This window comes from Pectobacterium odoriferum (assembly GCF_009931295.1).
In the GTDB taxonomy this organism is placed as follows: domain Bacteria; phylum Pseudomonadota; class Gammaproteobacteria; order Enterobacterales; family Enterobacteriaceae; genus Pectobacterium; species Pectobacterium odoriferum.
The window spans coordinates 2,016,181-2,039,970 of the sequence record NZ_CP034938.1 but is presented as its reverse complement, the minus strand read 5'-3'; the positions used below and the strand labels follow the sequence as shown (position 1 = coordinate 2,039,970).

Below are 23,790 nucleotides of genomic sequence, written 5' to 3'. Positions count from 1 at the left end.
AGCGCAAAACCGTAGACGTTGGGGTCAGTTAACTCTGTTGGTTCAGGATTAATTGCCCGTTTCGGTCTACTGGAATTTGTGTACCAGGATCGCGATCCATGCGGATTTTACCCTGCTGGTCGCCGATTTTATAGGTGACATCATAACCCAGAACTTTTTGTGATTTATCGTACACGGTCTGACAGCGCTGTTGCTGCGTCGTGTACGTATCATTTTCCTGCATGCCGCTTTGTACGCGGTTACCTGCATAACCACCGGCCAACGCGCCCGCTACCGTTGCAATATCTTTACCACGTCCGCCACCAATCTGGTGCCCCAGAACACCACCCGCTACGGCACCCAGTACCGAGCCAGCAATCTGGTTTTCATCCTGCACCGGGCGACGATGCGTCACGCTCACATTACGGCATTCCTGACGAGGCGTTTTGACCGTTTCTTTAATCGGTGTTGCTGTTAGCACCTGTGCAAACTGAGGTTTAGAGGAAAAGACATCCATACTCGCCACCGCCGCCACACCCAATGCAGCAGCCACACCAATACCTACACCCGCTAACATTGATTTGTTCACAGGATACCTCCCGAATCTATTCTCACGCATTCCCCACCTGCAATCCTGACGAAACATTGTTTTACGTCAGCTCGCGTTTAACGCGATGAATCCGATGGTTCCTTCTGAATATCAGCATTCAGAATTTTCGGCGTGCGTGCTACGCCATCTGTAAACAGTGGAAAGTCTGCACAATGTTTCACACTCTCGCAATAAGACTAATTAACCAAAACTGTCAGATTCGTAACATAAAACCGTCATTTGGGAATTATCTTAACTGGAATTGGTAATAGGACGATATTTTATACTGCCATATCAGAGAAGTAGCCCATCGCGCGACGGCTCAGAAACAAGGGGAAGTAGATTGACGGAAAAGAGAGGGTTACTGAGTAAGTAAAAAGATGACCGCTGACAGAAAAGAATACGGGCATGACATTGCGTTCACGCCCGTATCAGAAAGCTGTCAACTGCGATGAATTAATGCAGTTTCAGACGCGGGCGAATCACCCGGTTGATCCCACCGACCAACATCATTAGGCCAGTTTTAACATAGCCATGCAGAGCAACCTGATGCATACGATAGAGAGAGATATACACGAAACGTGCAATCCGCCCTTCGACCATGACGGAGCCCCGCATCAGGTTCCCCATCAGGCTGCCAACCGTACTGAATTTAGACAGCGAAACCAGCGAACCGTGATCTTTATAGACATAAGGTTTCAGCGTTTGCCCGTTCAGCAACGCGATGATATTGCTGTGGCAGCGTGATGCCATCTGGTGAGCCGCCTGTGCGCGCGGTGGCACAAACCCGCCGTCTTCCTGCGGGCAGGAGGCACAGTCGCCAATGGCGAAAATGTTGGGATCGCGCGTCGTCTGCAACGTCGGTTCAACTACCAGCTGGTTAATCCGGTTCGTTTCCAGACCGGCAATCTCTTTCATCGCATCCGGTGCTTTGATGCCCGCCGCCCAAACCATCAGGTCGGCTTCAATAAATTCACCGTCTTTGGTATTCAGACCGCCACGTTCTGCGCTGGTCACCATGGTTTTCGTCAACACGCGAACGCCAATATTGTTCAATTCCTGATGTGCAGCCGCTGAAATACGCGGCGGCAGCGCAGGCAGAATACGTTCGCCCGCTTCCACCAGCGTCACATTCAGCGTTTGGTTATCCAGCCCGTCAAAGCCGTAGCTGTGCAGCTGTTTCACCGCGTTATGCAATTCCGCAGACAACTCGACCCCTGTCGCACCACCGCCAACAATCGCGATGTTCACTCGCTCTTTTTCTTCCTGATTTGCCGTGAATTTCAGGAACAAATTCAGCATTTCATTATGGAAACGACGGGCTTGTTTCGGGTTATCCAGGAAAATACAGTGATCTTTCACGCCCGGCGTGCCGAAGTCATTTGAGGCGCTGCCTAATGCCACCACCAAAATGTCATACGGAATACGGCGTGCCGCGACCAGCACATCGCCTTGCTCGTCACACACTTCAGCCAGTTGAATCTGCTGCTGTTCACGATCGATATCCGTCAACATGCCAAGTTGGAACTGGAAATAGTGATTGCGGGCGTGCGCCAGATAGCTCAGCGCATCCATATCGTCGTCCAGTGAACCAGTTGCCACTTCATGCAGCAGCGGTTTCCACAGGTGGCTGTGGTTGCGATCCACCAGCGTGATCTCCGCTTTTTTCTTGCGTCCTAACTTGTGGCCCAAACTCGTTGCGAGTTCAAGTCCGCCAGCTCCCCCGCCGACAATGACAATTTTTTTGGTTGGTGATGTCAAAATGACCCCCTAAAATGTGAACCAATCGTTAATAAAGAGTAAAAAATAATATCCTTATATAACATAGGGTTCGCGTAAGTTAAGCCTGATATCTGCTGCAAGAATAGCACGCTAGGTTATTTGGTCATACCAAAATTGATATATATCAATTTATTTTGTCGAGCAGGTTTTTAGCGAGAAAATTCCATCTTTATTTCAGTGAATTAGCGGAAATCTGCGCGAAGAGAAAATGCTGAATCGTGCGCGTCTGCGCCGCTGGATGAATTAAGGAAAGTAAATAAATTGCGTCATTCCTCCTGATCTCCCTCAAAAAAGGATACCAGAAGGAACGACAGCAGCCGTTAACAAGTCATCGCTAACGCAGGGTTAACCGAGCGTTTTGAAGGCTTTTATTCTCTGCAAATGGGGGGAGATGCTTTTGAATTTATGCGTCTGAATATCGTCCCAGACGATCTCGTAATACGTTCCCAACGTCTGCGCGCTACGCTGGCTGTCGAGCATTTCATCCTGACGAGAGAGCATCACCATACAGCGATCGCGGTTCTTTTCACGAAAGTTCGCCACGCACTTCGTGGCGATATCCAGATACTCTTCCGGACGATCGATTTTTCCACTCATGTTTTCCTGCGGGAAAAGGTTAGGATTAACGATGACTTGTCGTATATCACACAGGAAACCGACGCGTTCGGCCCAGAATCCCCCCAACCCCACGCCACAGATCAGCGGACGATCGTCATCAGACTGCTGAATCGTCTTATCCACCTGCTTGAGCAGATGTTGCATATCATGACGCGGATGCAACGTGCTGTAGCTAATCAGCCGAACATCTTCATCAATAAACTGAAGCTGCAGGACCTTTTCATGGTTGCCGGGGCTGGTCGAGTCAAAACCGTGTAAATAGATAATCATCTTTCATCCTCACCGCAGACTGAATTGCCTATTTCTCGCCATTTTTATACCCGTCATACTTCAAGCTGCTTGTGCGTTGGCTTCCCTTACTCACCCCAGTCACTTACCTAAGTAAGCTCCTAGGGATTCGCGCAGTTGCCGCCTTCACGCAACTCGAATTATTTAGTGTATATGCGCCTGCCAGCGCTCGCTGAGTAATGTGAGCGCCTGATTAGCCTGCTTCCAGCGTGGCGAATCCAGCAGTTCCCGACGAGAAAACGAACCCTGATGATATAAGCGCGTCAGTTGCTCCGCTTTGACCGGGGACAGGTTATCCAGCACGCTGACCGCCCCTTCACGATGGTTACAGACCAGGATCATGTCACATCCAGCCTGCAATGCCGCCTGCGCCCGCTCGGGATAGCTACCCATCACAGCGGCACCTTCCATCGAGAGATCGTCAGAGAAAATGATGCCATCAAAACCCAGCTCTTCACGCAGCACCGTTTTGAGCCAATAGGACGAACCACTGGCAGGACGCGGATCGGCCTCTGTGTAAATCACATGAGCAGGCATGATCGCATCCAACTGCTGGCGCTGGATCAGTTCTTTAAAAATCAGCATGTCGTGCGCACGAATCTCCGCAAGCGGACGTGGATCGCGCGGCGTTTCTTTATGTGAGTCGGCGCTGACCGCACCGTGGCCGGGGAAGTGCTTACCCGTGACCTTCATGCCTGCGCTGTGCATACCGCGGATAAAGCTCTGCGCCACCGCCAACGCTGTCTCTGGATTGGCATGAAATGAACGCTCACCAATCGCCGCGCTCTGGTGGCCGATATCCAGCACCGGCGCAAAGCTAATATCGATATCCATCGCGATCATTTCTGCCGCCATCAGCCAACCGCCTTCTTCCGCCAAACACAGGGCTTCTGATTCGCTATTTAATGCCGCGAAGGCCTGCGCGGCAGGCAAACGAGTAAATCCGTCACGAAAACGCTGAACGCGCCCACCTTCTTGATCCACGGATACTACAAGGCGCTCGCGCGACGCCGCGCGGATTTGACGCACCAGTTCGCGCAACTGCGCCGCGTCATGAAAATTACGGGTAAATAGAATCACGCCACCAACCAGCGGATGTTCCAGCACTTCACGATCTTCTGCATCCAGCTCATAGCTGGCGACGTCTAACATTACCGGACCCACAAAAACCTCATTCTTTAGAGTGTACTGCTTAATGAAATGATCTTTACCACAAAAGCCACATCGTCAGCCTGGCTATAGCCTGTAGCCCAGCTGTAACCGATGATATAGCGCGGGAATGTTCGCTAAAAACTCAGGGTTCTTCGTTTGCTGCCAGCGTAATTCAAACCACATCAATACCAGATAATCGACCCAAGGGAACCACCGCATCATCTGTTGCTGGAGGCGGCTCACGGAAAACCCTCGCTGATGTCGCTGGTAGCTCTGTAGAAAATGCGTTTGCGCCAGGCTTTCCATCTGGCTGGCTCGCATAATAAACGCCAGTTCAAAGGCAATATCGCCATCTGAGGCATATTCCCAGTCAATCAGCATCGTTCCTTGTGGCGTAATCAGCAGGTTTTCAGCATGCACATCGAGATGGAGAGGTGCCAACGCCAAAGGCGTGGGTAGCGCCGCATGCTGAAAATAATGGTAGGCGCGCAATAACGCGGGCGAACGGCGGCGCGGATCCATCAACTGCCAGTGCTGCGCGAATAGCGTTTTAAGATCGAGAGGATGACCGCTACGCGGTTGGCGATGAAGCTGAGACAATATTCGCGCCACTTCACCATTAGCCAGCATCATCAGGAACTCATCAGAGGTGGCAATACGCCCCGGAACCCACTCGACAATGAGCCAGCCATCACGCCACAGCAGTGGCCGTGGCGCGAGACCTATCGCCGACATCTGTCGCAGCAGAGCAAACTCGCGCTGGCGATCGACGCCCATTTTCCGCTCGGTTGGCGATTGCCGACGCGCAAGCCATTCGATGCCCTGGCCACGGATACGCCAGCTTTTACTACTCAGCCCACCAACCAGCTCAAAGCGAATATCCGCCATCTCCACGGCCGGGAAATATTTCTGGATCGTCGCAGTCAGCAGCTGGTGGAGGCCTGCCTGCTTAATGCTGAACGGCGCCATTGCCTGACCACACAATTTCACCGGTCTGCACCAGCATCAGTTGCATGTCGAGCTGTGGCGATTTCACATCACCACTAACGTCGCTGTACAGCACATACTGCGCGCTGACATAGCGCGCCAGACCAATCGCCTTGCTGCGCGATCCTAAACTGTCGTCAACCGACAGGCCCAGCGTTTGTTTTGCAGCGGCCAGTTGCTCACGCGGCACCAGCGTAAACGCCTTACCGGAAGATAACGCGCTGTACAATGCGCCCGTCGCTTTCGCGATCGGCAGTGAGCCGTTGGTGTTGTTTTTCACACTATCCACCAGCAGGATGCTGCCCGGCGTGACGCCATCGGCTTTAAGCATTTGCGCCACCAGCGGATTAATGCTGGCTTCCCAGTTCAACGTCTGGATTTTTGGCGGTTGTGGTACGGATTCCCCCGGAGGCGGCGTTGGCGTGGTCGGTACTTGAGGCTCAACGGGCTCAATCGTCGCAGGCGGTTCGGTCGGTTCCGGCGGACGGCTGGGGCAGCCTGTCAGGACCAATGCCGCCAGTATCACCCCTAGATACTTTTTCATATTTTCTCTCTCTGCACAGCATTACAAAAACAGATGAAGACGGACCTGACGCGCATTAGGACTGCTGCGCGTTGAAAAAACCGTCATTTCCGTCTGTGGCGGGATTTCAATGGACTGCACCTCTTCAAAAGGCAGTACATCCAGCCCGTTTTCGTCATACCAATAGAAACGGTAATGCACGGTCACCGCCTGTGAAGCGTCGTTACTGACGACGGAAGACGCACGCAGTCGGCCATTTTCTGAATCCAGCGACGGGTTCCCCGCGGTAATCCCGGCCGACAGCACAGGTGCATCCAATACCAGCGTTTGCCGCTCATTGATGGTCAGCACCTTTGGCGCGCTACAGCCCGCCAGCAGCCCGGCCATCAAACACGCGGACAGAAAAAGCATCGGGTTACGCATGATGTTCTCGCATGATGGTTTTCTCGCACGACAGTCTCCCCATGACTATCGAACCTGGTTCTGTAAGATCTAGTGCTATAGACTCTAATTCGCCAGCAAAGGCCCTAATGCGCGGCCACCCAGCAGATGCATGTGGATGTGATAAACCTCCTGCCCGCCGTGTCGGTTGCAGTTAATGATCAGGCGATAGCCGTCCTCTGCAATCCCTTCCTGCTGCGCAATTTTACCCGCGACCGTCACCATACGTCCCAGCGCCGCTTCATGCTCGGGAGCCGTGTCGTTAACGGTAGGGATCAAGACATTCGGGATAATCAGGATATGGGTTGGCGTGCGAGGCGCGATGTCACGAAAGGCAGTGACCAGTTCATCCTGATACACGATATCGGCAGGAATTTCCCGGCGGATAATTTTACTAAAGATGGTTTCTTCAGCCATGATTGATTTCCTTGTTAAAGCTGGCGTTGAACGACGTCATGTAGGCAGTATGAGTGACATATTCCATTTCTTTCAACCTTCTTCGTCTATTTCTGGTGCGGGTGGTCAAAATACGACTCCCAGTAAAAACCAGAAATACGCCTGCCTTCTCCCGAAAACAGTGGCGCTATCGCCGCTGCGGTAAGGATTTCGCACCGTCCTATCAACGGAATGACTGCTGCGTTCTTACCAGCATCAGCAACAGGATGCAGACCAGCAGAGCCGCGATCAGGTTGTAGAGCATTCCCGCCACAAAGGCCGCAACGTATTGGCTCGCGTGTGCCACCGCACCATCGCCTGTCGCCAGCACAGTACCAAACAGGACACCCACCACGGCCACACCCAGCGCCGCCCCAACCTGCTGAACCGTCGAGATCACACCCGATGCCATACCGGCCTGAACCTCATCGACAAAGCCCAGAACCAGATTCAACAGCGGCGTCATGATAAAGCCTTGACCCGCACCGACGACCACCAACACAGGGATCAGCCGAACGGCCACCAGATCCGCCCCCGCTACCTGCACCTGCATAATCAACAGGCCGATCGAGACAGCGTAAACCAACGCTCCCGCGACGATGGCAGGCGTGCCCCAACGGGCAACCAGACGTGGTGCAGCTAGAGATGCCAGAACGAAGCCCACGCTGCACGGCGCGAAAATACTGCCCGCGAGGAAAGGATCAAGCCCCAGCCCTGTTTGCACCAGTAGAGCAAAACACAGGAAAAATGAGCTGGATGTGGAATACACCAACAACACTAGCAACACGCCCAGTAGGAAGCGGCGCTGTGCGAGCAAACACATATCTACCAGCGGAAGATGCCCCGCCAGCTGTCGCCGTTCCTGCTGGCGATGAAAAACCGTCAACAAGAGCGTTGCAGTGGCCAACATCCACAGGCTCCATGCGGGCCAACCTTGCCCCGGGCCTTCGATCAGCGGCACCAATAGCAGCGTCAGCCCAACGCTGACTAACGCCACACCCGCCCAATCTAGCGAAGGACGCTGCGGCGTGCGGGTCTCAGGAATAAATCGTGCAGCCGCGATAGCCAACAGACCAATGGGAACATTGATAAGAAAAATACTGCGCCAGCCCAGCCCGAACAGATTGGCATGCACCAGCCATCCCCCCAGTACCTGACCCGCGATGGCAGCTAATCCCAGCGTCATGCCCAGCAAACCGAAGGCACGGCGGCTATCGTCACCGTCGAAATTGACGCGGATAGAGGCATAAACCTGTGGAAACAGTAAAGCGGCCGCAAGCCCCTGCAAGATACGCGCACCAATCAGAAACCCCGCGTTGGGTGCTAAGCCACACAGCGCAGAGGCAAGCGTAAATCCAGCCATACCCATCACAAACAGGCGACGTCGGCCAAATACATCCCCCAGTCGACCGCCCGTAATCAGCAATACGCCGAAGGCCAGTTCGTAACCCGCCACGATAAAGCCGATCTGCGCGAAGCTAGCGCCCAGATCGGCCTGCATGCTGGGAATAGCGACATTGACCACGAACAGATCGAAGATCGTGACAAAACCGGCCATCAACAGCACAGAGAGGCCGAGCCACGGCGGACTATTGACAGCCGGCGTAGGCAGTGCCGACGCGCGATAATTTGAGTTCATCTTATGTATCCTTGCATATCGAGAAGTTGCGTATCGAAAATGATGACGCCGCCATTCTCAAATCCTTTTTAAACAATTACAATTTAACCATTTATGCTATTACTAAAAGCAATGCGGTAAAACGATGCGAACATTGGAAAGAACTCGCCATGATCTGGCCACCTTTTTGCGCGCGCGACGTGAACGGGTGTCCCCCGCCGACGTGGGCTTGCCCAGCGGAGGAAGACGGCGCACGCCGGGATTGCGACGTGAAGAAGTGGCTGCGTTGGCTGGCGTGGGTCTGACGTGGTACACCTGGCTCGAACAGGGGCGTGATATCGGCGTGTCGGCAGCATTTCTGGACAGTCTGGCACGGGTGCTCAAGCTCGATGCCGCTGAACGTCGCCACCTGTTCCTGCTGGCGCATGAGCGACCACCGGCCGAACCGGGTAAGACGTGGTGCGTGGTGCCACCGCTAGTACGGCGTCTGATGCACGATCTGGCTCCGCATCCTGCCTATATCCTCAACCTGCGCTGGGACGTGCTGGCCTTCAATGAACCAGCAAACCAGCTTTTCGGCTTTGACTCGCATCCTCCAGAAAGACGTAATCTGCTTTGGCTCTTGTTCACCGACCCGCTACTGCATGAGCGATTCATCAACTGGGAGCAACAGGCTCCACAGATGCTGTCGAGTTTTCGCCGCGATTTCGCACGTGCGACGCAGGAAGCGGATATTCATGAACTGGTAGACGAATTGGAACAGGTATCGCCAGACTTCAAAACGTGGTGGCGGCAGCATGAGGTACAGGCTCCGTGCAGCGGCGTGCGGCAACTGATGATCGACGGCAAGGCTGAAGCCTTCGAGCATACGTCGCTGATCATCGATGAAGATCGCCATCTGCGTCTGGTGGTTTACGCACAGCAATCTCAGGGAAAGGAATGAGGTCGCGTTGACCATAAAAAAGGGGCTTTCGCCCCTTTTTATCACTCCCCAACAACACATCAGTGGGTACGGATGTAGTCGTCCATATCGGTTTTCAGATTGTCGGATTTGGTACCGAAAATTGCCTGAACACCGGAACCTGCCACAACCACACCTGCTGCGCCCAGTTTTTTCAGGCCAGCCTGATCAACTTTAGCCACATCGCCTACGCTAACGCGCAGGCGGGTGATGCACGCATCCAGGTTAGTGATGTTTTCTTTACCACCAAACGCGCTAACCAGTGCGGCAGCCATTTCAGTGCTGTCCTGTGAGGTTTGCTCAGATGCGCTATCTTCACGACCCGGCGTTTTCAGGTTCAGTTTGGCAATCAGAACGCGGAAGATGGTGTAGTAAATCAGCGCATAGCACAGACCCACAATCGGGAACAGCCACAGGTTGCTACCGTTGCCGCTCAGTACCACGAAGTCGATCAGACCGTGGGAGAAGCTTGTACCATCACGCATGCCCAACAGGATACAGATTGGGAACGCCAGACCCGCCAGAATCGCATGGATCACGTACAGGATCGGCGCAACAAACATGAAGGAGAACTCAATTGGCTCGGTGATCCCCGTCAGGAACGAGGTCAGTGCCGCAGAGATCATGATGCCGCCCACTTTCGCGCGGTTTTCTGGCTTAGCTGAATGCCAGATAGCAATAGCCGCAGCTGGCAAGCCGTACATTTTAAACAGGAAACCACCGGACAGTTTGCCCGCAGTCGGGTCACCTGCAATGTAACGAGGGATATCGCCGTGGAAAACCTGACCCGCCGCATTGGTGAACTCACCAACCTGCATTTGGAAAGGTACGTTCCAGATATGGTGCAGACCAAACGGTACCAGAGAACGTTCAACGACCCCATAGATACCGAATGCCAGCATCGGGTTCTCATTCGCTGCCCAGTGAGAGAATACCTGGATCGCGCTACCAACCGGTGGCCAGATGAAGGACAACAGCGTACCGACAATGATTGCCGTCAGGCCGGAAATAATCGGCACAAAACGTTTACCGGCAAAGAAGCCCAGATACTCAGGCAGCTGAATGCGGTAGAAACGGTTAAACATATACGCGGCAATCGCACCGGCAATGATCCCGCCCAGAACACCGGTATCTGCCAGATGCTTCGCCGTGATCTCGGCAGCCGGTAGATTAAGAACCAGCGGCGCAATCGCAGCCATGGTTTTAACCATGATGCCATAAGCCACCACCGCCGCCAGTGCGGAAACACCGTCGTTATTAGTGAAGCCCAGGGCAACACCAATAGCAAAAATCAACGGCATGTTGGCAAACACCGAGTCACCGGCCTGTGCCATGACGCTGGAGACAATTTCAGGCAACCAGCTAAAATTGGCCGAACCGACACCCAGCAGGATACCTGCGATAGGGAGTACGGATACGGGCAGCATTAGCGACTTACCTACTTTTTGCAGGTTTGCGAATGCATTCTTGAACATAATTGAGTGTGCTCCTGAGTAATAGTGCTTTTACTTCTGATACTTCATATAAGCAAAGGCGGGGAGGATGGCCTTTGCGAGTTGGGGTGTCTTAGCCCCCTTTAATTTTTACGCAGAGTAAAATAAATAGCGTCCACAATGTTTGATTGCTATCACGTTTCCACAAGCCAACAGGCTGAGATCGAACAGATATTGCACTTTTCTGTGATATATCGCTAAAAAACACGTCCCCCTGAAGAGGAAAAACCTAATCAAGGGGATTATGAAGCGCTATTAATTACACGGATAAAAAAAACTCGGCTATTTTCAGCCACTATTGCGCGGCGGTCAACCGAGCGGGATCGATGTGAAACAGGCGGGAGAAATTTTCTGTCGTAGCGGCAGCGAGGGTTTCCAACGATGTGCCTTTCAGTACAGCGAGATATTCAGCTACATCGCGTACGTACGCAGGCTGGTTTTCCTGACCCCGGAACGGAACCGGCGCGAGCCAAGGGGAATCCGTCTCAATCAGCATCCGATCCAGTGGCACGTAGCGCGCGACGTCACGCAATTCTTCTGCATTACGGAACGTGACAATCCCAGAAAACGAGATATAGAACCCCATGTCCAGCAGCGCTTTTGCCGTGATCAAATCTTCCGTAAAGCAGTGCAGAACACCGCTACATTTCTCTGCCTGCTCGTCACGCAGAATTGCCAACGTATCTTCACGGGCAGCACGCGTATGCACGATGACCGGCTTGTTCAGGTCATTGCCAATACGAATGTGTTCGCAAAACGACGCTTGCTGCTGGGCTTTCGTCTCCTGCTGATAGAAATAGTCCAGACCCGTCTCCCCCATCGCCACCACACGGCTGGCGCTGGCTAGCTCACGCAGCTCGGCATAATCATAAGGGGCTTCCTGATTGAGCGGATGAACGCCGCAGGAAAAGGCCACATTATCGCGCTCACCGATTAACTCCACCATGGCACGATAGCCGGGCAGTGTTGTCGCCACCGCCAGAAGGAAGCCGACATCACGACGTTTCGCTTTATCCAGCACATCGGAGACATCTTTATGCAATGACTCATAATCCAAACCGTCAAGATGACAGTGGGAATCCACTAACAACATGATATTTACTCGATAGTAATTAAACAGAAAAAGGATGGCTCTCACACTTAACTGATGAAGCAAGCGTGCGCTCTCCATCAAGCAGGCGTTCCGTCAGCAGCAGCTCACGGTTTACACCCGTGACGGTCAGCAATTTTTGCCGACAAGCCAGCCACTGTTGCAACTCATACTGCAAATGTGCGGAAGGCTCGCGCGCCAGACGCTCGACCAATTCGATCTGATCTTGATTCACCCAATGCTCGCTTGCCCCCTGCTGCCATTTCATGGCATCAAGTAGTAGCGCGGCCAACCAGTGAATACGAACATCCGCATCGTCATGATTTAGCTGTGGCAGCAACGAGAGCTGATCCCGTGAAATCAGCGCAGCAGAAAACGCCTGGCACAGCACGCTACGTTGCTTCCAACGCTCTGGCTGCAATAATGCCTCAGCGGCTAGCGGCGCGCCCGATTGTAATCTTAATGCCGTGCGCAATGCCTTGCTGTCATGGCGATGGCGAGCATTCAGCCACAGCACGCTCTGCGTCTCACTCGGGACATCCAGATAGTGATACAAACAACGGCTGCGCAACGTAGCCAATAGCCGGGCTGGTTCACGGCAGCCAAATAAAAAGAAGGTATTCTGCGGTGGTTCTTCCAGCGTTTTCAGCAGTGCGTTCGCAGCGGCTTCTGTCAGTTGCTCTGCGGCAGCCAGCCAAATCACTTTTGCTCCGCCTTGTCGGGAGTGCTGATACACTTTTTCCACGACGTCACGCACCGGATCGACGCCCAGACTTTGCTTGCCTTTCTCCGGGCTCAGCACATGCCAGTCCGGATGCGTTCCTGCGGTCATCAGGTTACAAGAGTGACACTGGCCGCAGCTTTTCATTCCATCAGGCCGCTGGCAGATCAGCCAGCGACTCAGCGCATAAATCAGCGATTCATCGCCCATTCCCGGCAGCGCATGCAGCAACAGCGCATGATGCCCCCTGCCCACTTGGTATTGGCCGATAAGCTGCCGATAGGATGCATTCAGCCACGGATACCAATCCATCAGCCCTGCCCCTGCGCAACAGGCTGCAACCCTTGTTGTTGCAACCATTGCTGTAACGTCGCCTGAATATCCGCACTAACGGCATCAATAGACTGTGAGGCATCGATCGTCAGGATACTATCATCCTCCGCCGCCAGTTCCTGATAGCGGGAGCGAGTGCGGTCAAAGAAAGCCAGCGACTCCTGCTCGATTCTATCCAGTTCGCCGCGCTGACGCGCGCGCTGCAAGCCAATGGCTGGCGGCAAATCAAGATAGAGCGTCAGGTCAGGACGAAAATCACCGAGCACAGTATCGCGCAGTGAGCGCAGCAGGTGCTGGTCGATCCCACGTCCACCGCCCTGATAAGCCTGTGAAGAGAGATCGTGACGATCGCCGATGACCCAGTTTCCATTCGCCAGCGCTGGTTTGATGACGTTATCCACCAGTTGAACCCTAGCCGCGTATAACATCAGGACTTCCGCTTTGTCCGTGACCTTCTCATCGGCCATACCTTGCTTGATGAGTTCTCGCAGCTTCTCCGCCAGCGGCGTGCCACCGGGCTCTCGTGTGAACACAACATCTTTCACACCATGTGAGCGCAGCGTTTCCACGACGATATTACGTGCGGTGGTCTTCCCTGCACCTTCCAATCCTTCAATGACGATAAATTTACTGTTCATCCCGTTCCTTTAACGCTGAGCGGTATACCCTCACAGCACGATTATGGTCTGCAAGGTTAGTGGTAAAACGGTGTCCGCCTTTTCCATCCGCCACAAAATACAGGTATGACGTTTTGGCTGGGTGCGCAGCCGCATCCAATGAGGCTTTCCCCGGCATCGCGATTGGCGTCGGCGGCAGGCCGGAAATGACATACGTATTGTAAGGCGTCGGCGTGTCTAATGCTTTACGGGTTATCACGCCTTTATAGTCGTCGCCCATGCCATAAATCACTGTGGGGTCAGTCTGCAAACGCATACCAAGCCGTAAGCGATTGACAAAAACGGAAGCAACCTGAGTACGTTCTTCATTGATCGCCGTTTCTTTTTCAATGATTGACGCCATCGTCAGCAATTCATCCGGTGTCTTATACGGTAATCCTTCTTCTCGCCCTTTCCATACCTCATCCACCGTTTTTTTCATGCGCTGATGCGCACGCTGCAACAGGGCGATATCGCTCGTACCGGCCGTGTATGAATAGGTATCAGGATAAAACCAGCCTTCTGGGTTCGTCTTATCTTTGATTTCCAACTGGGTGGCAACGTCCTGTTCGGTTTTATCGGCCAGTGAATGCTTGATGTAAGGCGCTTGTTGCAGCGTGGTTAACCACTCTTTCAAGCGTGAGCCTTCGACAAAACGGATGGAGAATTGCGCTTCTTTTCCGCTGGACAACAACGCCAGCATCTCGCGCACGGTCATGCCCGAAGTAAATCGATACGTACCCGCTTTGAATTTTGCCAACTCAGGTTCAAAACGCAGCAGCCACGGAAAAAATGTGTCATCAGTAATGATTTTCTGATCGAGAAGCAGCGTTTCCAGCCCTTCCCTTCCCGTACCGGCAGGAAGCGTAAAGATAGCTTCCTTTTCGATAGCCAATGGAGAATCAGCAAAACGCTGCATTTTCTGCCAGGCTACCAGCAACATGAGTACAACAGCAGCGATAATCAGCAAACCAACTTTCTTTTTCTTCATAAATCAACCATCTACTAGCAGTCAGAACTCAGGAATTGATAAAGATCTCGGGAGTGGTAACGCCAGGCATGTGCCTGATTCACGGGGACTATCGGCATTAATGCGTTACAAATCAGCACTTCATCCGCATCGGCCAATGCAGCAACGGGTTCGCTGACGATCTGTAGATCGAAGTCAGAACCAGCCAGCAAGGCGATGATATGCTGCCGGGCAATGCCATCCACGCCTGACTGGGATAAATCCGGCGTATAGACCCGGTGCCCTTTACGCCAGAATAAATTCGCGGCACAGCATTCCACTAGCGCACCAGAGGTGTCAAGCACGAGGGTCTCATCGGCTGAGGTCTGGTCAAGATGCGCGCGAATCAACACCTGTTCGAGCCGATTCAGATGTTTTATTCCCGCCAACAGCGGATTTTTAGCTAGCGCCACAGGGCTGAGATTCAGGCTAATGCCCTGCTCACGCCAGCTGGCATAGTGCGCAGGATAGCTTACCTGCATGACGACGCGGGTTGGCTGCGCGCAGCCTTGGGCACTGTAGCCACGCCCACCGGCACCCCGCGTGAGCATCACTTTCACTACGCCGTCCACTCGCCCCAGTGCTGCCTGTTTCATTTCAGCGATCAGACTTTCCCAATCAAGCAGCGGAAACAATAAACGCGTAGCGGCCTGTTGCAGACGCGCGACGTGTCGATCAAGCCAGACAATTTCGCCATCGCATACTCTGGCTGTCGTAAAACAGCCGTCGCCATACTGTGTACCCCGATCGAGTACCGAAAGCTGTTCCTGTAACTGACCATTAATCCACAGCATAATAAGCTCCGCATCATTCATCGTCGTCAGCTTGCCAGCAAAGCGGCGTTGCAGACAAGCAGGTGTGTCTGATTTTATGCAGGCAAAAAAAAACCCGGAAACCGGGTTTTTTTAAGACGCAATCGCAATCAAACTTTACGGAAGATCAGAGAACCGTTGGTTCCACCGAAGCCGAAAGAGTTGCAGAGTACGTATTCCAGGTTGCTGACCTGACGCGCCTCATGCGGCACGAAGTCCAGATCGCAGCCTTCATCTGGATTGTCCAGATTAAGCGTTGGCGGAACAGCCTGATCGCGTAGAGCAAGAATACTGAAAATTGACTCTACCGCGCCTGCCGCACCGAGCAAGTGACCCGTCATGGATTTTGTCGAACTCACCAGCACACTGCTGGCGTCCGCACCAAAAACGGATTTCACTGCCTGCGTTTCGGCTTTATCCCCCGCTGGCGTAGAGGTGCCATGCGCATTGATATAACCGATCTGGCTGGTTGACACACCTGCATCACGCAGCGCGTTTTCCATCGCCAGCGCAGCACCAGAGCCGTTCTCCGGCGGAGACGTCATATGATACGCATCGCTGCTCATGCCAAATCCAACAATTTCTGCATAGATTTTCGCACCGCGCTTTTTCGCGTGTTCATACTCTTCCAGTACCATAAGGCCAGCACCGTCACCCAGTACAAAGCCATCACGGTCTTTATCCCATGGACGGCTTGCCGCCTGAGGATCGTCATTACGCGTAGACAACGCACGAGCGGCACCGAATCCACCGACACCCAATGGCGTACTGGCTTTTTCTGCACCACCGGCCAACATCACATCCGCATCGTTGTAAGCAATAATACGAGCGGCTTGACCAATGTTATGCACACCAGACGTACAGGCCGTAGCGATAGAAATACTCGGGCCACGCAGTCCGTACATGATAGTAAGATGCCCAGCCACCATATTGACGATGGTTGACGGCACGAAGAACGGACTGATTTTACGCGGGCCACCGTTCACCAGCGCAGTGTGGTTCTCTTCAATAAGACCCAGACCGCCGATGCCAGAACCAATCGCCGCACCGATACGCGGGGCGTTCTCTTCCGTTACTTCCAAGCCGGAATCCTGCATGGCCTGAACGCCAGCAGCAACACCGTATTGAATAAAGGCATCCATTTTGCGAGCTTCTTTACGCGAAATGAATTCCTCAGAATTAAAATTCTTTACTAAGCCAGCAAAACGCGTTGCGTAGGCACTAGTATCGAAATGGTCGATCAGGCTGATACCACTCTGACCGGCAAGAAGAGCACTCCAGGTAGACTCAACTGTATTGCCGACAGGAGATAACATGCCCAGTCCGGTCACAACTACTCGACGCTTAGACACGCTTATCCTCCAGGGAGGGAAAAAAGACACTGCGGGACAAAAAACTTAGGCGGTCGAATGACCGCCTAGATATGTTCGCTTACTGCTGGTTAGCCTGAATGAAATCAATGGCTGCTTGAACAGTCGTGATTTTTTCAGCTTCTTCGTCTGGAATCTCAGTATCAAATTCTTCTTCCAGAGCCATTACCAGCTCAACAGTGTCAAGAGAATCAGCGCCGAGGTCATCAACGAAAGAAGCATTGTTTACGACTTCTTCCTGCTTAACACCAAGCTGTTCAACGATGATTTTCTTAACGCGTTCTTCGATAGTGCTCATACTCTTAAATTTCCTATCAAAACTCGCTTTCGCGATGGTTTTCGTAGTGTATAAAATGTTTGAAAAGATGCAACAAAATCTCGGCTGGTCGAACCACGATTTTGTGCTATTTTGCGGTTATCACCGCAAATAATGCAAATAGTTTTCGAGCTTTTTAGATCATATACATGCCGCCATTGACATGCAATGTTTCGCCAGTAATGTAAGCAGCTTCATCAGAGGCTAAAAATACAACAGCACTGGCGATTTCTTTAGCATCACCGAGTCGGTTAGCTGGAACCGACGTCAAAATGCCTGCTCGCTGTTCTTCTGTCAATGCCTGAGTCATATCTGTTTCGATAAAACCAGGCGCGACGACGTTGACCGTAATACCACGAGAAGCCACTTCACGCGCGAGGGATTTACTGAATCCAATCAGTCCCGCCTTCGCGGCCGCGTAGTTAGCTTGTCCTGCATTGCCCATCGTTCCCACAACGGAACCGATGGTAATGATCCGGCCAAAACGTTTCTTCATCATGGCACGCATCACTGCTTTAGACATGCGGAATACCGACGTTAAATTGGTATCCAGAATATCGTGCCATTCATCATCTTTCATACGCATCAGCAGGTTATCACGGGTGATCCCCGCATTATTGATAAGAATATCAACTTCCCCAAATTCTGCGCGAATTTCTGCTAATACGCTTTCTACTGATGCTGCATCGGCAACATTCAGCATATAACCTTTACCGTTCTCACCCAGCCAGCCGCTAATGGCTTCAGCACCTTTTTCGCTGGTTGCGGTACCAATGACTTTTGCCCCGCGGGCAACCAACGTCTCGGCGATGGCACGCCCAATACCACGGCTTGCACCAGTGACCAGTGCAATTTTCCCCTCAAAACTCATTGTATTCTCCGTTCTTATTTCTCAATCGCCGCTGAGAGAGAAGCAGGATCGTTCACCGCAGCTGCTGTCAGGGTATCGACGATTCGTTTGGTTAAGCCAGTCAATACTTTACCCGGCCCGACTTCTAACAGCGACTCAATGCCCTGAGAAGCCATAAATTCAACACAGTCAGTCCAGCGCACCGGGCAATGAAGCTGGCGCACCAGTGCATCGCGAATAGCTTCCGGTGTGGTTTCGATGCGTGCGTCAACATTATTGACAACGGGGATGACCGGAGAATTAAACGTCACGGACTCAAGCGCAACAGCAAGTTTTTTCGCTGCTGGTTCCATCAATGCACAGTGTGACGGTACACTGACAGGCAGCGGCAGCGCACGCTTCGCACCCGCAGCTTTACACGCAGCACCCGCACGCTCAACGGCATCTTTATTGCCCGCAATCACCACCTGACCCGGTGAATTGAAGTTTACCGGAGAGACCACTTGCCCCTGCGCGGATTCTTCACACGCCTTGGCAATGGCCTCGTTATCAAGCCCGATAATGGCATACATCGCACCCGTGCCTTCTGGCACGGCTTCCTGCATCAGTTTGCCACGCAGTTCAACCAGACGGACGGCCTGTTGGAAATCCAGAACGCCAGCACAGACCAGTGCAGAATATTCACCGAGGCTATGACCAGACATCAGAGCAGGCGTTTTTCCTCCCTGCTGCTGCCAGACACGCCAGATAGCAACAGAAGCGGTCAGTAGCGCAGGCTGAGTCTGCCAGGTTTTATTCAACTCTTCAGCCGGCCCTTGCTGGGTAAGCTGCCACAAGTCATAACCTAACGCTTCAGAAGCCTGAGCAAACGTTTCGGTGACGATAGGGTATTCTGCTGCAAGTTCAGCCAACATCCCTACCGTCTGCGATCCCTGACCGGGAAACACCATTGCAAATTGCGTCATATCACAATCCTGTTTAATTAAAAACGAACCAGCGCGGAACCCCAGGTAAAGCCGCCACCGAAGGCTTCAAGCAGCACCAGTTGCCCTGGCTTAATACGCCCATCGCGTACCGCTTCATCAAGCGCTGAAGGCACAGAGGCTGCGGAGGTATTACCATGACGATCTAGCGTCACAACCACCTTATCCATCCCCATACCCAGCTTTTTCGCCGTGGCGCTGATGATGCGCAGGTTAGCCTGATGAGGCACCAGCCAGTCTAATTCACTTTTATCCAGTTGAGCCGCTTGCAGCGTTTCTTCAACGATATGTGCCAGTTCAGTCACTGCCACTTTAAAGACTTCATTACCCGCCATCGTCAGGTAAGCAGGCGTATCCGCGTGGTTACGATCCTGATGTGGCAACGTCAGCAGTTCGCCATAACGACCATCGGCATGCAGATGGGTAGAAAGAATACCCGGTTGCTCTGACGGCGTTAACAGCACGGCACCCGCACCATCACCGAACAGAATCAGCGTGCCGCGATCTTCAGGATCCAATGTACGAGACAACGTATCAGAGCCGATCACCAGCGCGTATTTCACCGCACCACTTTTAACATATTGATCGGCAACGCTCAGCGCGTAGGTAAAACCTGCACACGCAGCGGCCAGATCGAAGGCAATCGTATCTTTGATCCCTAACAGTTGCTGAACCTGGCAGGCCGAGCTAGGGAAAGCATGGCTTGATGATGTTGTAGCAACAATCAGAAGACCGACGTCAGAAGGATCGACATTCGCCATTTCCAGTGCTTTCTGCGCGGCCCGATATCCCATGGTCGCTACGTTTTCATCCGGCGCGGCAATACGGCGCTCACGGATTCCAGTACGTGTGACGATCCATTCGTCCGTCGTTTCCACCATCTTTTCTAAATCAGCGTTCGTCCTGATTTCTTCAGGCAGGTAGCTGCCCGTTCCGATTATTTTTGTATACATGTACGCTTAGTCACTCTTGGGTAATACCGCTTCTAGACGAGTGGCAATCCGCTCGGGAAGCTGCCGCCGTACCGTCTGCATTGCCTGTTCAATAGCAACAGCAAACGCTCTCTGGTTTGCTGCACCATGGCTTTTGATTACAGTTCCCCGTAATCCTAGCAGGCATGCGCCATTATATTGATCGGGATTCAAATGACCGAAACGCTTTGATAAGCGTTTTTGTAGCAAACGCCCTAGCCATTTCAACCACCAGGATCGCTTTTGTTTTTGTCCTGGGCCTGAAGCTGGAGATTTCAGCAGTGACAGGAACATCCTTACCACGCCTTCCACCGTTTTCAGTGTGACATTACCCACAAAGCCGTCACAGACCATCACATCCGTTTTTCCAGTCAGCAGATCGTTGCCTTCCAGATAACCGATATAATTTATTGATGGTGACTCTTTTAGCTGTGCCGCTGCTTCACGGATAGTGCTCAGCCCTTTGCTTTCTTCTTCACCGATATTCAACAACGCGACCCGAGGATTTGTCAGCCCCAGCACTTCTTCTGCCATCACTGAGCCCATCACGGCAAACTGCACCAGCATCGTGCTGTCACAGTCAACATTCGCCCCCAGATCCAACACGACTGTTTTTCCATGTTGCTGGTGAGGTAATACTGACACCAATGCGGGTCGCTCAATGCCTTCCAGTGGCTTAATCAGGAGCTTGGCCAGCCCCATAAGCGCACCCGTGTTGCCAGCACTTACACAGGCCTGTGCTCTACCGTCTTTAATCAACTCAAGCGCTATGCGCATTGAGGTACCACGGCTCGCACGAATAGCCTGCGACGGCCTCGCATCACTAGCAATAACCGACTCCGCCGGAACAACTTCTAAGCGGGAAAGTAAATCAGAATCGACTTTGGCAAGTAATGGAGTAATCGCAGCAGGATCGCCGACTAATAACAAATTGAGAGCTGGATTAGAAGCCAGTGCCTGCAATGCAGCAGGCACTGTTACGCAGGGACCAAAATCCCCGCCCATCGCATCTAACGCCAGTGTTAGGCGTGTCAAGGTATTGCCTTGCAAATAATTCGCAAGAATTACTTAGCAATGACCTTGCGACCGCGGTAGTAACCATCCGCAGTGATGTGGTGACGCAGGTGAGTTTCGCCAGAAACTTTATCTACGGATACAGAAGCGGTAGTCAGCGCATCATGTGAACGACGCATACCACGTTTGGAACGGCTAGGTTTGTTTTGTTGTACGGCCATGGACCTTACTCCTTAATTACTTACGCTTTAAACTGGCTAATACGGCAAACGGATTTGGTTTTTCCGCCTCTGCAGGCAGTTGACCAAATACCATATCCGCTTCGGACACTTCACAGTGTTCAGAATCATGCACCGGGGCGATAGGCAACATCAGAATAATTTCATCTTCAATCATTGCCAGCAGATCGACTTCGCCAAATTCATCAACGCCGATCGGCTCATACGCTTCCGGTAACGCTTCGGCCTGCTCATCATTGACGACCGGGCTAAAACAGAATGTCGCATGGACTTGATGTTCAAACGGCTTTCCGCAACGCTGACACATCAGTGTGACCGTAACGTCAACGTTACCGTCAATTACCGCTAGACGCTGATTATCAATATTGAAAGATAAAGAGGCCTGAACATCACTATCCACACTCACCACTGATTCGGCAACACGCTCTACTTGTTCAGCTGAATAGACACCAACGTAATCTAAACGCTTCTGAGCAGTGCGGACCGCATCAAGGGTTAAGGGTAATTTTACCTTTTGCATAGGGCGCGCATATTAACGTCGTAACGACATAGAGTCAAAGAAAAAGGCAGTGATGCACCACCTTTCACCAATATTCGCTTCCAGAGCGGCGCACAGTTTAAAATGCCTTTCATCATTACGCTACGGTTTATCAAAAAATTATGCTGAAGATTGTTCTCGCCTCAACCTCACCTTACCGTCGAGCCTTATTGGAAAAGCTCGCGATCCCTTTTGTTTGCGCATCGCCAGACATCGATGAAACCCCTCGCCCCGGAGAAAACGCCGTCGATCTTGTGATCCGTCTTGCTGAAAGCAAAGCGAAAGCGCTGGCCGCGCACTACCCCAATAACCTGATTATCGGTTCCGATCAGGTTTGCGTGCTGGGGAACGCCATAACAGGAAAACCACATAGTAAGGGTAATGCAACACGGCAGTTGCAGCAGGCCAGCGGAAAATGTGTTTCCTTCTTTACGGGTTTAGCGCTCTTCAATAGTGCAACCCAAGAAATGCAGAGCATCGCAGAGCCATTTGATGTGCATTTCCGTATGTTAACGGAAGCGGAAATTGATGGTTATCTAGAGAAAGAGCAGCCGTGGAACTGCGCGGGCAGTTTTAAAAGCGAAGGATTGGGCATTACCCTCTTTGAAAGGCTATCCGGGCGCGATCCTAATACGCTCATTGGATTACCCCTTATCGCGCTAACGCAGATGCTACAAAAGGAAGGCGTGAACCCACTGACGATGTGAAATAAATCGGGATAGCCTAATGAAGCGCTATCCCGGCAGATAAAAGCAGGTAGGAGGTATACGTGGTTATGCTTTTGTCTTGCGCAGCACTTGCAGACAGCGACGCAGCCCGCTATCCAATGGTGCTTCGACTCTCAGTGTCTCGCCCGTGTTCGGATGTTCAAAACGTAGCGCTTGCGCATGCAGGAACAGACGTTTTAAGCCCGTGTCCGCTAGTTGCTGGTCGAATTCACGATCGCCGTAACGGTCATCGAATGCTATTGGATGCCCTGCATACTGGGCGTGTACACGGATTTGATGCGTACGCCCGGTAACAGGGCTCGCCCGCACCAACGTCGCGTGTTCAAAACGCTCTTCTATTTTAAAGCGCGTTTCTGACGGTTTACCGTCGCTGTTTACGCGTACGATACGTTCACCGCTTTGCAGGATATTTTTCAACAGCGGTGCCTGAACAACCTTGCAGTGAGACTGCCACTGGCCGCGAACCAGCGCCAGATAGTCTTTTTGCATGCCTTTCAGTCGCAGTTGTTCATGCAGAGAACGTAAGGCCGAACGTTTTTTTGCGACCAATAAAACACCCGAGGTATCGCGATCGAGGCGGTGTACTAACTCCAGAAAACGCGCTTCTGGGCGTAAAGCACGCAACCCTTCAATCACACCGAAGCTCAGACCACTGCCGCCATGCACGGCTGTACCCGAGGGCTTATTCAGAACCAACAGGTAGTCATCTTCATAAATAATGCACTCGGCCAACGCCGCCACTTTGCCAAGACTGGCAGAAACAGGGGTTTCATCGCGTTCTGCCTGTCGAACAGGCGGAATACGGATGACATCGCCATCGAGCAATTTGTACTCAGGCTTGACCCGTTTCTTATTTATTCTTACCTCACCTTTTCGCAAGATGCGGTAAACCATGCTTTTAGGCACACCCTTTAAGTGGGTATGCAAAAAATTATCGACGCGCTGCCCCGCTTCATCTGCGGAGATCGTCACAAATTGTACTGAAGGATTATCTGTTTTCATGATGCGCGATTCTAAATAGAGCAACCCGATAGCGCCACTTCTTTTTCTGTGCTTAACTGTGTGTCTGACTTATGAAGATATTGTTGCATTGTCGAGTAAGTGGACGGGTGAGTTGGGCTGTAGCATCAAACCCTGTCTGTTTTGGTGATAACAACAGAACTATCTTTATACAGACAGGCAAAGTCACCTTGCTATAACGGTATCAGCAGTGGAATAATGCTTTTGCGTTTCCCACGCGGATTTCCGATAAAACAAGGGGAAATTGCGAAATTATTAAATTTGCCTGATGACG

The 23,790-nt window shown here is 52.2% G+C and carries 26 protein-coding genes; 2 read left to right on the top strand and 24 right to left on the bottom strand.

Annotated features, from left to right (window positions below):
• Positions 1-28: 28 nt before the first annotated feature.
• From EO763_RS09100 to EO763_RS09060, 9 genes are all read right to left on the bottom strand, one after another.
• A complete protein-coding gene (locus EO763_RS09100; RefSeq protein ID WP_010297275.1) occupies positions 29-568 on the bottom strand; it encodes a glycine zipper 2TM domain-containing protein in 540 nt (179 codons plus the stop codon).
• A 456-nt stretch (positions 569-1,024) separates the two neighbouring features.
• Complete coding sequence (locus EO763_RS09095; RefSeq protein WP_161528744.1) at positions 1,025-2,329, bottom strand: NAD(P)/FAD-dependent oxidoreductase; 1,305 nt, start codon at positions 2,327-2,329, stop codon at positions 1,025-1,027.
• A gap of 366 nt (positions 2,330-2,695) precedes the next feature.
• Complete coding sequence (gene ycfP / locus EO763_RS09090; protein WP_010297273.1) at positions 2,696-3,238, bottom strand: alpha/beta hydrolase YcfP; 543 nt, start codon at positions 3,236-3,238, stop codon at positions 2,696-2,698.
• Positions 3,239-3,400: 162 nt separating this feature from the next.
• Complete coding sequence (nagZ, locus tag EO763_RS09085) at positions 3,401-4,420, bottom strand: beta-N-acetylhexosaminidase (RefSeq protein ID WP_161528743.1); 1,020 nt, start codon at positions 4,418-4,420, stop codon at positions 3,401-3,403.
• 72 nt (positions 4,421-4,492) lie between these two features.
• Positions 4,493-5,377, bottom strand: coding sequence for a thiamine kinase (gene thiK / locus EO763_RS09080; protein WP_161528742.1), 885 nt, complete (start codon positions 5,375-5,377; stop codon positions 4,493-4,495).
• Positions 5,358-5,939 (bottom strand): penicillin-binding protein activator LpoB, encoded by a 582-nt coding sequence (gene lpoB / locus EO763_RS09075; protein ID WP_010297262.1) that lies wholly within the window; start codon positions 5,937-5,939, stop codon positions 5,358-5,360. Before lpoB ends, thiK begins: the two co-directional genes overlap by 20 nt.
• 21 nt (positions 5,940-5,960) lie before the next feature.
• The gene (locus EO763_RS09070; RefSeq protein WP_039480334.1) at positions 5,961-6,341 is read right to left on the bottom strand and encodes a YcfL family putative periplasmic lipoprotein; all 381 of its coding nucleotides are present in this window, start codon (positions 6,339-6,341) and stop codon (positions 5,961-5,963) included.
• Positions 6,342-6,425: 84 nt separating this feature from the next.
• On the bottom strand, positions 6,426-6,776 hold the full coding sequence (gene hinT / locus EO763_RS09065) for a purine nucleoside phosphoramidase (RefSeq protein WP_010276226.1): 351 nt from the start codon (positions 6,774-6,776) through the stop codon (positions 6,426-6,428).
• Positions 6,777-6,978: 202 nt separating this feature from the next.
• Complete coding sequence (locus tag EO763_RS09060; protein WP_161528741.1) at positions 6,979-8,433, bottom strand: MFS transporter; 1,455 nt, start codon at positions 8,431-8,433, stop codon at positions 6,979-6,981.
• Between the two features lie 124 nt (positions 8,434-8,557).
• Here EO763_RS09060 and EO763_RS09055 point away from each other — a divergent pair, with 124 nt between their 5' ends.
• Positions 8,558-9,355 (top strand): helix-turn-helix transcriptional regulator, encoded by a 798-nt coding sequence (locus EO763_RS09055; RefSeq protein ID WP_161528740.1) that lies wholly within the window; start codon positions 8,558-8,560, stop codon positions 9,353-9,355.
• Positions 9,356-9,414: 59 nt separating this feature from the next.
• Here EO763_RS09055 and ptsG read toward each other — a convergent pair whose 3' ends face one another.
• The 14 genes from ptsG to yceD form a co-directional block, all read right to left on the bottom strand.
• The gene (gene ptsG, locus EO763_RS09050) at positions 9,415-10,848 is read right to left on the bottom strand and encodes a PTS glucose transporter subunit IIBC (protein ID WP_161528739.1); all 1,434 of its coding nucleotides are present in this window, start codon (positions 10,846-10,848) and stop codon (positions 9,415-9,417) included.
• 313 nt (positions 10,849-11,161) lie between these two features.
• Positions 11,162-11,959 (bottom strand): metal-dependent hydrolase, encoded by a 798-nt coding sequence (locus EO763_RS09045; protein ID WP_161528738.1) that lies wholly within the window; start codon positions 11,957-11,959, stop codon positions 11,162-11,164.
• A gap of 19 nt (positions 11,960-11,978) precedes the next feature.
• A complete protein-coding gene (gene holB / locus EO763_RS09040; RefSeq protein ID WP_161528737.1) occupies positions 11,979-12,989 on the bottom strand; it encodes a DNA polymerase III subunit delta' in 1,011 nt (336 codons plus the stop codon).
• Entirely contained in the window at positions 12,989-13,648 is a 660-nt protein-coding gene (tmk, locus tag EO763_RS09035) for a dTMP kinase (RefSeq protein ID WP_161528736.1), read from the bottom strand. The genes holB and tmk overlap by 1 nt, the downstream gene beginning before the upstream one ends.
• Positions 13,638-14,657: an endolytic transglycosylase MltG gene (mltG, locus tag EO763_RS09030; protein WP_161528735.1), complete on the bottom strand. Its 1,020-nt coding sequence runs from the start codon at positions 14,655-14,657 to the stop codon at positions 13,638-13,640. Before mltG ends, tmk begins: the two co-directional genes overlap by 11 nt.
• Before the next feature lie 14 nt (positions 14,658-14,671).
• Positions 14,672-15,469 (bottom strand): aminodeoxychorismate lyase, encoded by a 798-nt coding sequence (gene pabC / locus EO763_RS09025; protein WP_161528734.1) that lies wholly within the window; start codon positions 15,467-15,469, stop codon positions 14,672-14,674.
• Positions 15,470-15,597: 128 nt separating this feature from the next.
• Positions 15,598-16,839, bottom strand: coding sequence for a beta-ketoacyl-ACP synthase II (gene fabF, locus EO763_RS09020; RefSeq protein ID WP_161528733.1), 1,242 nt, complete (start codon positions 16,837-16,839; stop codon positions 15,598-15,600).
• Between the two features lie 79 nt (positions 16,840-16,918).
• A complete protein-coding gene (gene acpP / locus EO763_RS09015; RefSeq protein WP_005970506.1) occupies positions 16,919-17,155 on the bottom strand; it encodes an acyl carrier protein in 237 nt (78 codons plus the stop codon).
• Positions 17,156-17,309: 154 nt separating this feature from the next.
• Positions 17,310-18,044: a 3-oxoacyl-ACP reductase FabG gene (fabG, locus tag EO763_RS09010; RefSeq protein ID WP_010297224.1), complete on the bottom strand. Its 735-nt coding sequence runs from the start codon at positions 18,042-18,044 to the stop codon at positions 17,310-17,312.
• A gap of 14 nt (positions 18,045-18,058) precedes the next feature.
• A complete protein-coding gene (fabD, locus tag EO763_RS09005; protein ID WP_039471543.1) occupies positions 18,059-18,988 on the bottom strand; it encodes an ACP S-malonyltransferase in 930 nt (309 codons plus the stop codon).
• A 17-nt stretch (positions 18,989-19,005) separates the two neighbouring features.
• Complete coding sequence (locus tag EO763_RS09000) at positions 19,006-19,959, bottom strand: beta-ketoacyl-ACP synthase III (protein ID WP_161528732.1); 954 nt, start codon at positions 19,957-19,959, stop codon at positions 19,006-19,008.
• 6 nt (positions 19,960-19,965) lie between these two features.
• On the bottom strand, positions 19,966-21,012 hold the full coding sequence (gene plsX / locus EO763_RS08995) for a phosphate acyltransferase PlsX (protein WP_161528731.1): 1,047 nt from the start codon (positions 21,010-21,012) through the stop codon (positions 19,966-19,968).
• Positions 21,013-21,041: 29 nt separating this feature from the next.
• Positions 21,042-21,212, bottom strand: coding sequence for a 50S ribosomal protein L32 (gene rpmF, locus EO763_RS08990; protein WP_005970518.1), 171 nt, complete (start codon positions 21,210-21,212; stop codon positions 21,042-21,044).
• A gap of 16 nt (positions 21,213-21,228) precedes the next feature.
• Positions 21,229-21,750, bottom strand: a complete 522-nt coding sequence (gene yceD, locus EO763_RS08985; protein WP_039489021.1) for a 23S rRNA accumulation protein YceD — start codon at positions 21,748-21,750, stop codon at positions 21,229-21,231.
• A gap of 140 nt (positions 21,751-21,890) precedes the next feature.
• On the opposite strand from yceD, the gene EO763_RS08980 reads away from it, so the two are divergent.
• Positions 21,891-22,475: a Maf family protein gene (locus tag EO763_RS08980; RefSeq protein WP_161528730.1), complete on the top strand. Its 585-nt coding sequence runs from the start codon at positions 21,891-21,893 to the stop codon at positions 22,473-22,475.
• A gap of 66 nt (positions 22,476-22,541) precedes the next feature.
• Here EO763_RS08980 and rluC read toward each other — a convergent pair whose 3' ends face one another.
• Positions 22,542-23,498, bottom strand: coding sequence for a 23S rRNA pseudouridine(955/2504/2580) synthase RluC (gene rluC, locus EO763_RS08975; RefSeq protein WP_161528729.1), 957 nt, complete (start codon positions 23,496-23,498; stop codon positions 22,542-22,544).
• Positions 23,499-23,790: the final 292 nt, after the last annotated feature.